The organism is Mesorhizobium sp. M8A.F.Ca.ET.181.01.1.1 (assembly GCF_004792025.1).
Taxonomy (GTDB): domain Bacteria; phylum Pseudomonadota; class Alphaproteobacteria; order Rhizobiales; family Rhizobiaceae; genus Mesorhizobium.
The window spans coordinates 276,875-291,619 of sequence record NZ_SRTV01000003.1 but is presented as its reverse complement, the minus strand read 5'-3'; the positions used below and the strand labels follow the sequence as shown (position 1 = coordinate 291,619).

The following is a 14,745-nucleotide window of genomic DNA, read 5'->3' as shown; positions in this document are numbered from 1 at the left end:
GGTTCTTAGCTGGCCGATTGAACTGACTTTCCGACTGCGCTTCGTCGAGAGCCCTTGGCCTCCTCTGGCTCCAGATTCAAAAAAATGCCCGCAAGCAGATCCGCCCATTTCCGCTGCCCGGTCTCGCCGGAGATTTCATCGTTGCGGATTTCGATCATCGCGCAGGGTAGCCCGCGCGAGCGCGCATGCCGTTCCAGCGTGAAATAGACACGGTCGGCTGGGGAATAGGGTTCGTTGACGCCGACGGTGATGCCGGCAAGCCGCCTGAGCGCCGATATCAGCGGCGAGGCCAGCCGGCGGTCCTCATCGTGGATGATGCCGATATGCCAGGGCCGGTTGCGGCCCTTGTAGACGGGCGTGAAGGAATGCACGGAAACCAGCCGGGTCTCCTGGCCGCGCGCCAGCCGTTCCTCGACGATACGCTCGATGGCGTCGTGAAACGGCTGCCATGACAGGGCGACCCGCGCCGAGCGCTGCTTTTCGGTCAGGTCGGCATTGCCGGGAATGATCGTCGTCTCGCTGACCGGCGACACCAGGTCCGGCGCATCGAGCGGCCGGTTGCAGTCGATGATCAACCGCGAAATTCGGGTTTCGACCAGCGTCGCATCGAGGGTTTGCGCCATGCGTAGCGCAACCGGCAGCGCGCCGGGATCCCAGGCGATGTGGCGGGACAGATCCTCGGCGGCAAGGCCGAGCGTACCGAATTCGGCGGGCAGGAAATTGGAAGCGTGATCGCAGGTCAGCACGAAAGGGCTTGAGCCGCCAGGGTTGGTCACCCCAACGGTATCAGACGATGCAAGGCTGGCGGGCCGTGCTTTCTCCATAGTCTGCCGTCCCCGGGGAGCGCTGTATCGTATGTTACGTATTTTGCCTCATTGCGTCCCTATGGATGATTTCATACAGTTTGCCCGGCTTTGTCAAATGCGATCTCGTGGGCAGGGCCAGCGGGTGGGGGAAAACATGATTTCCAGCATTGCCGAACTGATCGCCGACCGCATTGGCGCGATGCCGGCCGGCGAACGGCGCGCGGCCCAGACGCTGATCGCGAGCTATCCGATGATCGGCCTGAAGACGGTCGCCGAATTCTCGGCCGCGGCCGGTGTCTCCTCGCCGACGATCCTGCGCTTCGTCGCCCGGCTCGGCTTCCAGAACTATCCGGAATTCCAGTCGACCCTGCAGGACGAACTGGCGGCGCAATTGCAATCGCCGGCGATACGGACCCTCAACCCGCCCTCGCCCGGCGGCGGCACGGTCTCTCCGATGCTGGAAGCGACGCTCGACAATATGCGCGAGACCTTCCGCCACCTCTCCGACAGGCAGCTTGCCGATATCGCGGCGCGGCTTGCCGACCGGCGTGGCAAGACATTTCTGATCGGCGGCCGCTTCACCGACCCGCTGGCACGTTACATGGCCGCCCATCTTGCCGTTATCCAGCCCGATGTTTTTCACCTCGCCGGCCAGGAGAGCATGTGGCGCGACCGGCTGATCGACATGGGCAAGCGCGATGTGCTGGTGATCTTCGACATCAGGCGCTACCAGGACAGCCTCGTCCGCTTCGCCGAGAAGGCACACCAGCGCGGCGTTCAGATCGTGCTGTTCACCGACCAGTGGCTGTCGCCGATCGCCCGCTTTGCCCGACACGTCATCGCCGGACGAACGGCCGTGCCCTCCGCATGGGATTCCTCGGCGGCGCTTTTCGTCGTCGCCGAAACGCTGATCGGCGCCGTCACAAGACAACTCGAGGCCGACGGCGCCCGGCGCATCCGCGAGATGGAAGGCCTGCGTTAGGCGGATCCCGGCCAAATCGCATCCGTCCCGACGGGGGTGTCCCGACTTCACGTTACCGAGATTTAATGTGCACGATCGCGTGATAATTGCCATAAACCGCTGATATGCGAGGTGTGGCGTGGCCGGATTTCGCCGCCCGCCCGTACCGTCGCTGTGCCGCTCCTTCGGGAAGGGGCTGACGATTCCTGGAAACCGGAGTGTCGATGCGCACCTCAAAGCAAATTGTCGTTGCGCTTGTGATCGTGGTCGTCGCTGCGGCTGCCTGGGCGCGCTTCTATCCCGGAGCTCCCGAAGTGCTGGCGCGTTGGGGGATAGACTGGGCCTATGCGGCGACGCCTCCGGCCGGAAACAGTGCGGCCGACGCGAGACAGGCCGGCAATCGCAATGGCCCCCGGCAGGTCGACGTCGTCGCCTTGCCTGCCGGCACGGCCACCATCAACGACCGCCTGCAGGCGATCGGCACCGGCCGCGCCAACGCCTCGGTGACCGTCAATCCCTATAGTTCGGGCCGCCTTGCCGAACTGCTGGTCGAATCCGGCAGCCATGTCGACAAGGGGCAGATCATCGCCACGCTCGATTCCGAGACGGAGATCATTGCCCAGAATCGGGCCAAGCTCGCCCTGCAGGACGCACAAGCCAAGCTCGACCGCGTCAAGTCGCTGCGCGCCTCCAACGCCGCCACGCCGGTCGCGGTCGCCGATGCCGAAGTGGTGCTGGCCGGCGCCAAGCTGGCGCTTCAGGATGCCGAGCTTGCGCTGCAGCGTCGCTCGATCCTGGCGCCGATATCGGGCACCGTCGGCATCCTGCCGATCTCGGCCGGCAACTACGTGACCAACCAGTCGGCGATCGCCACGCTGGACGACCGGTCCTCCATCCTGGTCGATTTCCAGGTGCCCGAACGCTTCGCCGCCGCCGTCAAGGTCGGCGCGCAATTGAAGGCGACGCCGATCGCCAATCAGAGCAACGCCTATACCGGCACGGTGTCGGCGATCGACAATCATATCGACGAAAAGAGCCGCACCCTCCTGGTCAAGGCCAAGATCGCCAACCCGGCCGACTCGCTGCGCGCCGGCATGTCGTTCTCCATCACCATGAAATTCCCCGGCGAGACCTATCCCGCCGTCAGCCCGCTGGCGATCCTGTGGGGATCGGACGGTGCTTATGTCTGGCAGGTCGAGGACGGCAAGGCCAGGCGGTTGCCGGTTCGCATCATCCAGCGCAACACCGAAACCGTGCTGATCGACGCGGAGATCAGCCGCGGCGACATGGTTGTCACCGAGGGCACCCAAAATGTCAGCGAAGGCGGCGAGGTTCGCATCGCCGGCCAGGAGCAGCGCGCCGCCACCGCCGCGGAAGGCTCATGACCGGACCCGTCAACGCCGGCAGCGATACCGGCTTCACCGCCCTGTTCATCCGCAGGCCGGTCATGGCCTTCGTGCTCAACGTCCTCATTGCGGTTGCCGGCCTCGCGGCCTTCTACGGCGTCGAGATCCGCGAATTGCCCGACGTCGATCGTGCCGTGGTCACGGTCTCCACCACCTTCGAGGGGGCGGCGGCCGAAACCGTCGACCGCGAATTGACCGACACGATCGAGGGCGCCGTCGCTCGCGTCTCCGGCGTCAAGTCGATTTCATCATCCTCCTCATTCGGATCGAGCCGTGTCACCATCGAGTTCAACGACGGTGTCGACCTCAACGTCGCCGCCTCGGATGTGCGCGATGCCGTCGGCCGCGTTGCAAACCAGATGCCGGATACGGCCGATCCACCGCGCATCGTCAAGGCCGACGCCAATTCCGACGCGGTGATGCGGCTGGCGGTGACTTCGGACACCATGTCGATCCAGGACATGACGGTGGTGGTACAGGACCAGATCGAGGACGAATTGGCCGCCGTCCCGGGCGTCGCCGACGTCCAGGTCTATGGCGACCGCGACAAGATCTTCCGCATCGACGTCGACCAGAACAAGCTCGCCAGCCTTGGCTTCACGGTCGCCGACCTCAGGGCGGTGCTCGCCTCCGTCGCCTTCGATTCCCCGGCGGGGTCGATCACCACGACCAACCAGGACCTGATCGTCCGCACCACGGCCGACGTGACGACGCCTGCGGAATTCGAAAACATCATCATCGGCGGCACCACGCGCATCCGCGATGTCGCGACCGTCACGCTCGGCCCCGATGTCGGCCAGACCACGCTGCGTTCGGACGGCAAGACCGGCATCGGCATCGGCATCATCCGGCAGGCGGAATCGAACACGCTGGACATTTCGACCGGCGTCCAGGCCGCCGTCGCCAAGCTGCAGGCGAACCTGCCCAACGGCATGTCGATCAAGATCACCAGCGACGACGCCGTCTTCGTCAAGGGTGCCGTGCACGAGGTCGAGATCGCGCTCGGCCTGTCGGTCACCATGGTGCTGATCGTCATCTACGTCTTCCTGCTCGACTGGCGCGCCACGCTCATCCCGGGCCTGTCGATGCCGGTCGCCATGATCGGCACCGTAGCCGCCATCTATCTGGCCGGCTTCTCGATCAACATCCTTACGCTGCTCGCTTTGGTGCTGGCCACCGGCCTTGTCGTCGATGACGCCATCGTGGTGCTGGAAAACATCGTGCGACGGCGCAATGAGGGCATGGGGCCGCGCGCGGCCGCCGTGCTCGGCGCACAGGAAGTGTTCTTCGCCGTCGTTGCCACCACGCTGACGCTGGTCGCGGTCTTCGTACCGATCTCGTTCCTGCCGGGACAGACCGGCGGCCTGTTCCGCGAATTCGGCTTCGTGCTTGCGATGTCGGTGCTTCTGTCCTGCGTGGTGGCGCTGACGCTTTGCCCGATGCTTGCCTCGCGCATGCTGACCAGCGCGTCGCTTCACCACGAAGGTGACCACGGCATCGGCGCGCGCATCGGCGGCGTCCTCAATGCCGGCTACAAGCGTGCGCTCCATGCATGTCTCGACGCGCCGTGGATCGTGGTTCTGGTCGCGGTGCTGTTTGCCGGCATCGCCTTCACGCTGTTCGGCACGATCCGCCAGGAACTGACGCCCACCGAGGATCGCGCCGCCGTGCTGTTGCGCATCAACGCCCCGCAAGGCGTCAGCCTCGACTACACCACGCAGCAGATGCAGAAGATCGAGCGGCTGATCCAGCCGATGCGCGATTCCGGCGAGATTCGCTCGACCTTCGAGAACGCCGGCCAGAACGGTTCCTACAACTCGGGCTTCATGGTGATGACGCTGGCGCCGTGGGACGAGCGAAGCCGCAGCCAGCAGGAGATCATGGCCGAGATCAGCCAGCTGACCAAACAGGTGCCCAGCGTGCGCATCTTCCCGGTCCAGCCCAACAGTCTCGGCATCCGCGGCGCCGGCAACGGCCTGCAGTTCGCTCTGGTCGGCAACGATCGCAAGGCGCTCGGCGATGCGGCGGTCAAGATCATCGCCGAGATGCAGAAGGATCAGCGCTTCCAGACGCCACGCCTGTCGATCGACCCGACGCAGCCGCAGCTGGCCGTGGCCATCGACCGTGAGCGCGCTTCCGACCTCGGCATCGACATATCCGGGCTCGCCAACACCATGCAAGCCATGCTCGACGGCAACGACGTCGTCGATGTCTACATCGCCGACCGCAGCTACGGCGTGAAGCTGGTCTCGACCACCAATCCGATCAACGACCCGACCGATCTGGAAAATGTCTTCCTCAAGACGGCGGATGGCCGCTTCGTGCCGATGTCGACCATCGCCACGCTGACCGAGCGCGCCGTGCCGCCGTCGCTGTCGCGCGAACAGCAGCAGCCTTCGGTGGCAATCACCTCCAACCTCTCAGGCAATTTCGCGCTTGGCGATGCGCTGACGCGTGCCGAGGAGATCGCCACGCCGCTCCTGCCGCCCGGCAGCCGCATCCTGCCGCTGGCCGAAGCCGCCACATTGGGCGAAACCAACAGCGCCATGGTCACCATCTTCGGCTTCGCCCTGATCATCATCCTTTTGGTGCTGGCCGCCCAATTCGAGAGTTTCGTCAGTGCCGTCATCATCATGGCGACAGTGCCGCTCGGCCTTGCCTGCGCCATTTTCGCGCTGCTGCTGTCGGGCACCAGCCTCAATGCCTACAGCCAGATCGGCCTGGTGCTTCTGGTCGGCGTCATGGCCAAGAACGGCATCCTGATCGTCGAATTCGCCAATCAGCTGCGTGATCGCGGCCTGGGCGTGCGCGAAGCGATCGAGCAGGCCTCCACCATTCGCCTGCGGCCGGTGATGATGACGATGATCTGCACCATACTTGGCGGTGTGCCGCTTGTGCTGGCCGCCGGCGCGGGCGCGGAGGCACGCGTGGCGCTCGGCTGGGTGATCGTCGGCGGGCTTGGCCTGGCCACCGTATCGACGCTGTTCCTGACACCGGTCGCCTATCTCCTGCTTGGCCGCTTCGTCACGCCGAAGACCCATGAGGAAGCGCGGCTGAAGCGCGAACTCGAGGAAGCCGCCTACACCAATGTGGAACCGGCGGAATAGAGATAGCTATTTCAGCAGCCGGCCTTCGATCGACCAGCGCGCGGCAAGGAAGTTCAGCACAGCCGCCACGATGACCCCGCCGATCTTTGCCGGCCACACGCCGGTGATGCCGGCGAAGAGTGCGATCGACAGGCTGGAGACGCCGAGCGAAATCAGCGCCCCGGCCGTGACAAACCGCAGGAAGGCGTCATGCAGCCGGATGGCGTGATTGCGCTCGAACGACCAGAAGCCATTGGCCACGAAAGAGAAGATGACGGCGATCGACCACGAGAGGACGTTGGCGGCAAGCGGTGGGACGTGCAGCTTGAGCAGCAGGGAAAAGCCGGCAAGGTCGATGGCCGTGTTCACCAGTCCGACAAGCGCAAAACGGGCGATCTTGCTGCCGGTTGAACGCTGGGGTCGATCGGCTCCGCTCATCCCTTGCCGTCCATGAACTCGACACCGGCGCGGGCCAGGCTCGCGCCGAACGCATCCGAGGCCAGCACCCCGAATTCCACTTCGCGCACGCCTTGCATCGGGTCGCGCGCGCGCAGTGTTTCGTCGACATGGCCGGGGTGGCACATGAACAGCCCATGGTCCGGCAACGCTTCGACCGCGGCCTTCAGCAATGGCGCAAATTTTTCGGGTTGCCGCCAGTCGTAGATGCCGGCGAGCGGCTTCCAAACGGCAAAGCCGGCGCGCTGCATCGATTGATTGAAGCCGGCGGCCACGGCAGCGATTGCCGCGATCTTCGGTGCGACGGCGGCATCGCCAAGCGCCGGAGCGCCGCGCAGCACCGGCCTGCCGGCGGCGTCGGGAAAATACGCCCGCAGCCATCCGCGCACGACGGGCAGGAAATGCACGTGCTGATGACCGTCGATGAAGTCGGGCTTGCGGCCGAGCGCCTCGACGAACCGACTGTACTGCGCGTCGAGTTCGGCATGGACATCGCGCTTGTCGATCCGGCCGCGCAGGACCGGCAGGGCGAGCGAACGAAGCGGCGGCAGCCGGCCCTCGGGCGCCAGGCTCGACTTGCCTGTGACGGCCGGCTGATCCGTAAGTGTCAGGTGCAGCCCGATCGCCGCATGGCCGCACAACGGCCTGATACGCGCCGCCGCCCCGGCCCATTCCGGAAAACCGGTCATGCAACTGGTGCCGGTCAGCCGTCGCCGGTCGAGCAGGTCTAGAATTCCGGCGCAAACCCCTGGCGCCAGGCCGTAGTCGTCGGCGATCAGGCGAATGCGCCGCGTCATATGCCGGACGCGCCTGGCGGCCTGTCCGAGACCTCGCTGCGCACGACATCGCGCACGATGTAGACCGGCCGGTCCTTGCTCTCCGACAGCGTGACCCAGACATATTCGCCGATCAAACCAAGCAAGGTCAGGTTGAGGCCACCCAGCAGGACGACGGCGACCATCAGGCTGGGATAGCCAGGCACGGCGATGCCGTAGAACATCACTTCGAAGAACACCTTGGCGCCGTAAACGATGCCCGCCAGCGCCGCCAGCATGCCGCTCAGGCTGATGATGCGCAGCGGGATGACGGAAAACGACGTAAAGCCTTCCAGCGAAAAGGCGATCAGGTTGAGCCGGCTCCATTTCGACGTGCCGACAGCCCGGTTTTCCGGCGAATAGGGTATGGCTTTCTGGCGGAAGCCTGCCCAGGCGAACAGGCCCTTGTTGAAGCGCCGCTTGTCGCGCAGGCTGGTCAGCGCGCGCGCGACGGTACCGCGCATGACGCGAAAATCTCCCGCGTTCTCGGGGATATCGAAACGCTGGCTGCTGTTGATCAGGCTATAGAACAGCTTCGCCAGCTGGCTGCGCCGCCAGCTGGCCTCGCGCCGGTCGTTCTGGGCGTAGACGACGTCGATATCGGGATGCTTCACCAACTCGGCAATCATCTGCAGGCTGATGTCCATGGAATGCTGCAGGTCCGAATCCATGATCAGCACCATGTCGCCGCGCGACTGGTCGAGGCCGGCGAGCACCGCGACCTCCTTGCCGAAATTGCGGCTGAGGCGAACGATCTCCCAGGAGCCCGACAGCGCCAGCGAAAACCGTTCGGCGCCATCGTCGCGACTGCCGTCGTCGACCAGGATCTTGTGGACGGCCATGCCGAAACGGCTTGATACCGCTTCCTCGAGCCTGTCGAGCAGCGCGGCAAAGGCCGACGCCGATTGCGCCTCGTTGAAGAAGGGCGCCACGATATCGAGTTTCTGACGCAACTCAGCCATGTGCGACGGGTCCGACATTCGCCATCTTTTCGCTCGCCTTGGCCCAGAACCACCAGATCAGCGGACAGACGATGAAGGTGACCGCGAGCGGCCGGAACCAGGGGAAGAAGAAATCATGCATGTGGCGCTCGACGCCCGTCAAACCTGTGACGAACAATACCATCGACAGCACCGAAGCCAGGACCCCGCCACGCTCGTCCCGCCACAGTGTGGCGATAGCGAGGCCGGCAGGCACCGCGATCATGGCGTAGGTATTTGGCTCGACGCGCGGATTGAAGACGCACATGTAGAAGGCGGCCGTCAGGAAGATGGCCAGTCCCGCCATTCCAGGCTGGAGCTTGCGGTCGAACCAGAGAACGGTCGATAGCGTAAGCAATGCCACGACGACACGCACGATCGTGGCGGCGAATTCAGGCATGGGTAGGCCTGCCGACGTGAAAGGCGCCGTGAAGTCGGTGGGCACAAAATGGCCGGACTTGTCGACCGCCATGGAGGTCAGCATGCTGGCGAAATCACCGTACTGCTCGTTGAGGTAGCCGGCAGGTGCGAAAGCATATGGAATGGCGAGCACGAACAGCACCGCCAGCACGAGCACGGGTATCAGCCGCAGGCGCAGGGCTCCCACCAACAAAAGCATGATGATCGCGGTCGGTTTGGCAATGATGGCGACCGATGCCCAGAAGAAGGTCTCGGCGCGCCGCCCTTCGAGCGCCGACAGGGTCAGGAGCCAGCAGGCGCCGGTCAGGAGGATCGTCGCCTGGCCGTTGCGGATCGCACCCAGCGCCATCGGCAAGGCAAGGAAGAGCCCGAAGGAAAGCAGCCACGTCAATTCCCCGCCACCGAGCTTGCGCACCTGGCGCATCGCGGCGAAGGTGAGCACCGCAAACCCCAGTACGTGCCACACCAGTCCGCCCAGATGCGGACCGAGCTTCAGCACCGGAACATAGAGCGCGGCAAAGGCCGGCGCGTAGAGATAGCCCATCTCGGACTGGAGATTGTACAGTGGCTGGCCGCTGAGGAACGCCTCGCTGCCAAATCCGTAGGCCTGCATCACCGTGCGCGTGTAGGGCGACCATAGCACCATCCCGAGGACGACCAGGAATGCCCCGACCCACAGGCTCAGCCCCAAACGGTCGAAAACCGGCTTGGAAATCGTCATCAATACACCCCGCACGCCATTGGGGGAGACGCCTTAGCCTGGCGTCGTCCCGGCATTCGATGGCGGCGGCATATCACGGACAAAGCGGCGCGGCATAGGGGGGTCGATGGCGCAAGCGGCGATCCGGCCGGTCCGATGGCAGCCGGACACGTGAATGTGTCGACCATCGAGAGCAAGGTCACCGTTTCAAGGCCGGATGAAGACCTTGCCGTTGGGCTTGGCCAGTTCCGCCGGCACGCGCGCCATTGCCTCTGCCAGCGGAATGACCGCCGTCACGTCGGTCGACCAGCGTCCATCGGAAAACCGCTTCTGCGCCTCGAGAACCGCCGGACCACGGCGGTCGCGGAACTGGCGCATCCATTCGCTCAGCCAGAAGCCCTCGATGTGCTTGTGCTGGAAGATCAGCTGGCCGGGCTCGCGGATGACCGTGGCCTCGGGATCGAGCCGGCCGTAGATGATCCAGCGCGCCCGCTTAGGCATCGCATTGAAGATCGCCGAAGCCAGTGGCCCGGTTACCGCATCGAGGAAGATACGCGGCTGTTCGGCCTTCATCACCTCGCGCAGGGTGGTCTCGAAATCCGGCGCCTTTTCGTTGAGGACACGCGCCGCGCCAAGCTCTTTCAGCAGCGCGATCTGCTCGTCGCGGCGCACGGTGACAACAGGCCGGAACCCCTCCTCCCTGGCCAGGCCGATGATCAGCTTGCAGAGCTGGCTGGCGCCTGCGGTCATGATGAAGGCCTTCTCGCCTTCCTGTTTGACGATGTCGAACATGGCGATCGCGGTCAGCGGATTGACGATCATCGCAGCGCCATCCTCGTCGCGCACCGTATCGACGAGCGGAATGCAGGCCGCCGCCTCGGCGACCGCATATTCAGCCCACGAGCCCCAATTGCTGAGACCGGTGGCGAAGGCGACCCGCTTGCCGATGAGGCTCCTGGGATAGGGCTCCTCCCCGCCCGCGACGACTGTGCCGACACCTTCGAAGCCCGCCGGCTGGCCCTTGGCGCGCGGCTGCCCGTACTGGCCCTTGATGAAGGCGACATCCGATGGATTGATCGAAGCCAGACTGACCTTGATCAGCACCTGGCTCGGTCCGGGCGCCGGCACGGCGATGCTTCCCGGCTCGAGATACGGCTCCATCGCCTCGAGCGCACTGCCGCTCGGTGTCCTGGTATAACCGTCGCCCACCAGGAGCAGCGCCTTCATTTCGGAGGGGATTGTCATCAGTGACACTCCTTGGTTGCCGCGGGAAGAACCGTATGTGGCCAGCCTAACTGCCGCTCAGACCTTCTCCTGCGTGTATTTCTTCAGCTCCGTCCGCGCCACCTGGCGGCGATGGACTGCGTCAGGCCCGTCGGCGAGGCGCAGCGTCCTCAGATGCGTCCACGAGCGCGCGAGCGGCGTGTCCTGGCTGATGCCTTTTGCGCCGAACATCTGCACCGCCTCGTCGGTGACCTTGAGCGCCACGCGCGGCGCGATGACCTTGATCTGGCTGATCCAGGGGGCCGCGGCCCGCGCGTCGCCCTGGTCGATCATCCACGCCGCCTTGAGGCAGAGCAGCCGGGCCATTTCGATCTCCATCCGGCATTCGGCGATGATGTCGAAATTGGCGCCGAGTTTCGCCAGCTTCTGGCCGAAGGCCTCGCGGCGCACGGAACGCTGGCACAGCATTTCCAGCGCCATCTCGGCCTGGCCGATGGCGCGCATGCAATGATGGATCCGGCCCGGCCCGAGCCGGCCTTGCGCGATCTCGAAACCCCTGCCCTCCCCGAGGATCAGATTCGACGCCGATACCCGCACATTGTCGAAGCGAAGATGCATGTGGCCGTGCGGCGCGTCATCGTCGCCATAGACCTGCATGGCGCGGACCTTGGTCACGCCTTTCGTGGCCGAGGGTACCAGGATCATCGAATGGCGGCGATGCCGCGGCTCTTCATCGCCGCCGGTCCGCACCATGACGATATAGATGGCGCAGCGCGGATCGCCGGCGCCCGACGCCCACCATTTCTCGCCGTTGAGCACATAGTCACCGCCCTGCCGCTCGCAGCGCATGGAAATGTTGGTGGCGTCGGAGGAGGCGACATCCGGCTCCGTCATCAGATAGGCCGAGCGGATTTTTCCGTCCAGCAGCGGCTCGAGCCATTCCCGCTTGTGCTCGGCCGAACCGTAGCGTTCCAGAACCTCCATATTGCCGGTGTCGGGCGCGGAGCAGTTGAAGGTTTCGGCGCCGAGATGTGCCTTGCCCATCTCCTCGGCCAGATAGGCGTATTCGACGGTGGACAGGCCGTAGCCGCGTTCCGAGCCGGTCAGCCAGAAGTTCCACAGGCCGCGTTCCCGGGCGGTCTTCTTCAACCCTTCGAGAATCTCGCTCTGGCGCTTGCTGTAGACCCAGCGGTCGCCCGCCTTGCCGACTTCGCCGAGGAACTCCTTGTCAAGCGGCATGATCTCGTCGCGCACCATGGCCGCGACGCGTGCGTGGATCGGCTTCAGCCGCTCGGTCATGCCGAGATTCATCTGCGTCATCGGTCGCTAACCCTTCATGCACGCCAGGCATTTTATCCGTGGCAAGGATGACCGTACTTCGGATAGCCTTGTCAACGCGAACTGTTTTGCCCGCGGGCGGGGCAACGGCGCGGAGAATTCGGATGAGCTACCTGGACGAGCTGTTTTCGGTTGCCGGCAAGACCGCGCTGGTAACGGGAGCGGCGACCGGCATCGGCCGCATGGCGGCAACAGCGCTGGTCAAGGCCGGCGCCAGCGTGATGATCGCCTCGCGCAAGGGCGAGGACTGCATCAAGGTGGCCGGCGAATTGAACGGACTTGGCGCCCCGGGCCGGGCGGAAGGCTTTGCCGGCGACGTTTCCAGCGAGGCTGGCATTGCCGCCCTGGTCGGTGAGGTCAGGGCGCGGACCGAAAGACTGCATATTCTGATCAACAATGCCGGCGTGTCCTGGGGCGCGCCGCTGGAAAGCTTTCCCTACCACGCCTGGGCCAAGGTGTTTGGCGTCAATGTCACCGCGGTCTTCCATCTGACCCGCGAATTGCTGCCGCTGCTCGATGCCGGTGCAAGCGACGCCGATCCGGCCCGGGTGATCAATCTGGGCTCGGTGATGGGCACGCAGCCGCTGGCCGACGACGCCTATTCCTACACCGCCTCCAAGGCTGCCGTGCATCACCTGACGCGCACGCTGGCACTCGAATTCGCCGGCCGCCGCATCACCGTCAACGCCTTTGCCCCAGGCCCCTTCCAGAGCCGCATGACGGCATTCGCCACCGGCACGGACGAACAGGCCAGGCATGTCGGCAGCCATGTCCCGATCGGCCGCATCGGCACACCGGATGACATTGCCGGCGCAACGCTCTATTTGTGCAGCCGTGCAGGCAGCTATGTCACCGGCGCCATTCTGCCGATTGACGGCGGACAGTCGGTGCAGCATGGGCTGACCTTGTTCAAGGAATGACATTTTCCGGCCGCAGAAGCCGGAGGTGAACTGGAGGACATGAGCGTGGAACCGATCAGTCTCGATGTGCTTCTGGCCAGTGTCGGCAAGGAGGTCGGCGTTTCGCCGTGGCGCGTGGTCACGCAGCGCATGATCGACCAGTTCGCCGACGCCACCGACGACCATCAGTTCATCCACTGCGATCCGGAGCGGGCCAAGCGCGAAACGCCGTTCGGCGGCACCATCGCGCATGGCTTCCTGTCGCTGTCGCTGCTTTCGGCGATGACGTTCGAGACCATGCCGCCGCTGGAAAACGGCAAGATGGGCGTCAACCATGGCTTCGATTCGCTGCGCTTCCTGGCGCCGGTGAAGACCGGCGCGCGCATCCGCACCCGTTTCGTGCTGGCCGACGTCAAGGTCAGGCCGTCGGGCTGGGTGCAAACGGCGCACGACGTGACCATCGAGATCGAAGGTTCGAAGAAACCGGCGCTGACCGCCCGCTGGCTGACGCTGACCTTGATTGAACGCCAGCCCGAGACGGCATGAGCGACCCGAACGCGCTCGACCAGGCGGCGCTTGCGCCCTACCTCGAGGCGCACATCCCGGGCTTTTCCGGGCTCGCGGCAATCGAGAAATTCAAATCCGGCCAATCCAACCCGACCTATCTCCTGACGGCTGAAAGCGGCCGTTACGTGCTGCGCGCCAAGCCGCCAGGCCAACTCTTGAAATCGGCGCACCAGGTCGACCGCGAATTCCGGGTGATGAAGGCGCTTTCGGGCACCGCCGTGCCGGTACCCGAAATGCTGCATCTGTCGGCCGAAGCCTCGCCGATCGGCCGCATGTTCTACGTGATGGATTTCCTTGAGGGCCGCATCTTCTGGGATCCGGCGCTGCCCGAGGCGCGCGGCAACGATGAGCGCGCCGCGATCTACGATGCCATGAACGCCACGCTTGCCGCCCTGCACGACGTCGACGTCGAGGCCGTGGGTCTCGGCGATTTCGGCCGCCCCGGCAATTACTTCAAGCGCCAGCTGGCACGCTGGACCAGCCAGTATCGCGCCTCGGAAACCAGCGCGATCGGCGACATGGACCGGCTGATTGCCTGGTTGGAAACCCATGTGCCAGCCGATGATGTCAGGGCTGCGCTGGTGCATGGCGATTACCGGTTGGACAATCTGATCTTCGCGCCGGACCAGCCTAAGGTGCTGGCGGTGCTCGACTGGGAACTGTCGACGTCAGGCCACCCCTTCGCCGACATCGCCTATCAATGCATGCAATGGCGCCTGCCGCATGCCTCGGGTTTTCGCGGCCTGGGCGGCATCGATCGCTCGGCACTCGGCCTGCCCTCCGAGAAGGACTATGTCGCCGCCTATTGCCGGCGGCGTGGGCTGACCGGCATCGGCAACTGGACGTTCTTCCTCGCCTTCTCTTTCTTCCGGCTGGCGGCAATCTGCCAGGGTGTCTACAAGCGCGCGCTCGACGGCAATGCTTCCAATCCGGAGAAGGCCAGAACCTACGGCGAGGCGGTGAAATTGCTCTCGCATCTCGCCGCCAAACTGATCCACAAGCAGGCGTAAGAGGGAGACGGGATGGGCCGCTTCGAAGGAGGAACGGTGCTGATCACGGGTGCCGCCGACCCGGCCACTCCCTCATG

At 64.8% G+C, this 14,745-nt stretch carries 13 protein-coding genes; 6 read left to right on the top strand and 7 right to left on the bottom strand.

The genetic code is table 11. The features are described from left to right. Positions 1-5 precede the first annotated feature (5 nt). On the bottom strand, positions 6-824 hold the full coding sequence (locus EN824_RS14120; RefSeq protein WP_135881355.1) for an N-formylglutamate amidohydrolase: 819 nt from the start codon (positions 822-824) through the stop codon (positions 6-8). A 136-nt stretch (positions 825-960) separates the two neighbouring features. Between EN824_RS14120 and EN824_RS14115 the strand changes: the two genes are divergently transcribed. From EN824_RS14115 to EN824_RS14105, 3 genes are all read left to right on the top strand, one after another. Beyond that, complete coding sequence (locus EN824_RS14115; protein ID WP_135881356.1) at positions 961-1,788, top strand: MurR/RpiR family transcriptional regulator; 828 nt, start codon at positions 961-963, stop codon at positions 1,786-1,788. Between the two features lie 203 nt (positions 1,789-1,991). Further along, on the top strand, positions 1,992-3,152 hold the full coding sequence (locus tag EN824_RS14110; protein WP_135881357.1) for an efflux RND transporter periplasmic adaptor subunit: 1,161 nt from the start codon (positions 1,992-1,994) through the stop codon (positions 3,150-3,152). Beyond that, positions 3,149-6,280: an efflux RND transporter permease subunit gene (locus EN824_RS14105; RefSeq protein ID WP_135932406.1), complete on the top strand. Its 3,132-nt coding sequence runs from the start codon at positions 3,149-3,151 to the stop codon at positions 6,278-6,280. The genes EN824_RS14110 and EN824_RS14105 overlap by 4 nt, the downstream gene beginning before the upstream one ends. A gap of 6 nt (positions 6,281-6,286) precedes the next feature. Here the strand turns inward: EN824_RS14105 and EN824_RS14100 are convergent, their stop codons facing one another. From EN824_RS14100 to EN824_RS14075, 6 genes are all read right to left on the bottom strand, one after another. Then, positions 6,287-6,697, bottom strand: coding sequence for a GtrA family protein (locus EN824_RS14100; protein WP_127869933.1), 411 nt, complete (start codon positions 6,695-6,697; stop codon positions 6,287-6,289). After that, complete coding sequence (locus EN824_RS14095; RefSeq protein WP_135932405.1) at positions 6,694-7,512, bottom strand: ChbG/HpnK family deacetylase; 819 nt, start codon at positions 7,510-7,512, stop codon at positions 6,694-6,696. Before EN824_RS14095 ends, EN824_RS14100 begins: the two co-directional genes overlap by 4 nt. Continuing rightward, positions 7,509-8,492, bottom strand: coding sequence for a glycosyltransferase family 2 protein (locus tag EN824_RS14090; RefSeq protein WP_135932404.1), 984 nt, complete (start codon positions 8,490-8,492; stop codon positions 7,509-7,511). Before EN824_RS14090 ends, EN824_RS14095 begins: the two co-directional genes overlap by 4 nt. Continuing rightward, positions 8,485-9,651, bottom strand: coding sequence for a glycosyltransferase 87 family protein (locus EN824_RS14085; protein ID WP_127279543.1), 1,167 nt, complete (start codon positions 9,649-9,651; stop codon positions 8,485-8,487). Before EN824_RS14085 ends, EN824_RS14090 begins: the two co-directional genes overlap by 8 nt. Before the next feature lie 186 nt (positions 9,652-9,837). Beyond that, positions 9,838-10,875, bottom strand: coding sequence for a zinc-binding dehydrogenase (locus EN824_RS14080; protein ID WP_135932403.1), 1,038 nt, complete (start codon positions 10,873-10,875; stop codon positions 9,838-9,840). 57 nt (positions 10,876-10,932) lie between these two features. Then, positions 10,933-12,174: an acyl-CoA dehydrogenase family protein gene (locus EN824_RS14075; RefSeq protein WP_135929335.1), complete on the bottom strand. Its 1,242-nt coding sequence runs from the start codon at positions 12,172-12,174 to the stop codon at positions 10,933-10,935. Between the two features lie 122 nt (positions 12,175-12,296). Between EN824_RS14075 and EN824_RS14070 the strand changes: the two genes are divergently transcribed. From EN824_RS14070 to EN824_RS14060, 3 genes are read left to right on the top strand one after another with little or no spacing between them, the layout of a single operon-like run. Then, complete coding sequence (locus EN824_RS14070) at positions 12,297-13,112, top strand: SDR family oxidoreductase (RefSeq protein ID WP_135929336.1); 816 nt, start codon at positions 12,297-12,299, stop codon at positions 13,110-13,112. 39 nt (positions 13,113-13,151) lie between these two features. Further along, positions 13,152-13,637: a MaoC family dehydratase gene (locus tag EN824_RS14065; RefSeq protein ID WP_019861112.1), complete on the top strand. Its 486-nt coding sequence runs from the start codon at positions 13,152-13,154 to the stop codon at positions 13,635-13,637. Beyond that, positions 13,634-14,668: a phosphotransferase gene (locus EN824_RS14060; protein ID WP_135929337.1), complete on the top strand. Its 1,035-nt coding sequence runs from the start codon at positions 13,634-13,636 to the stop codon at positions 14,666-14,668. The genes EN824_RS14065 and EN824_RS14060 overlap by 4 nt, the downstream gene beginning before the upstream one ends. The last annotated feature ends 77 nt before the right edge of the window (positions 14,669-14,745 follow it).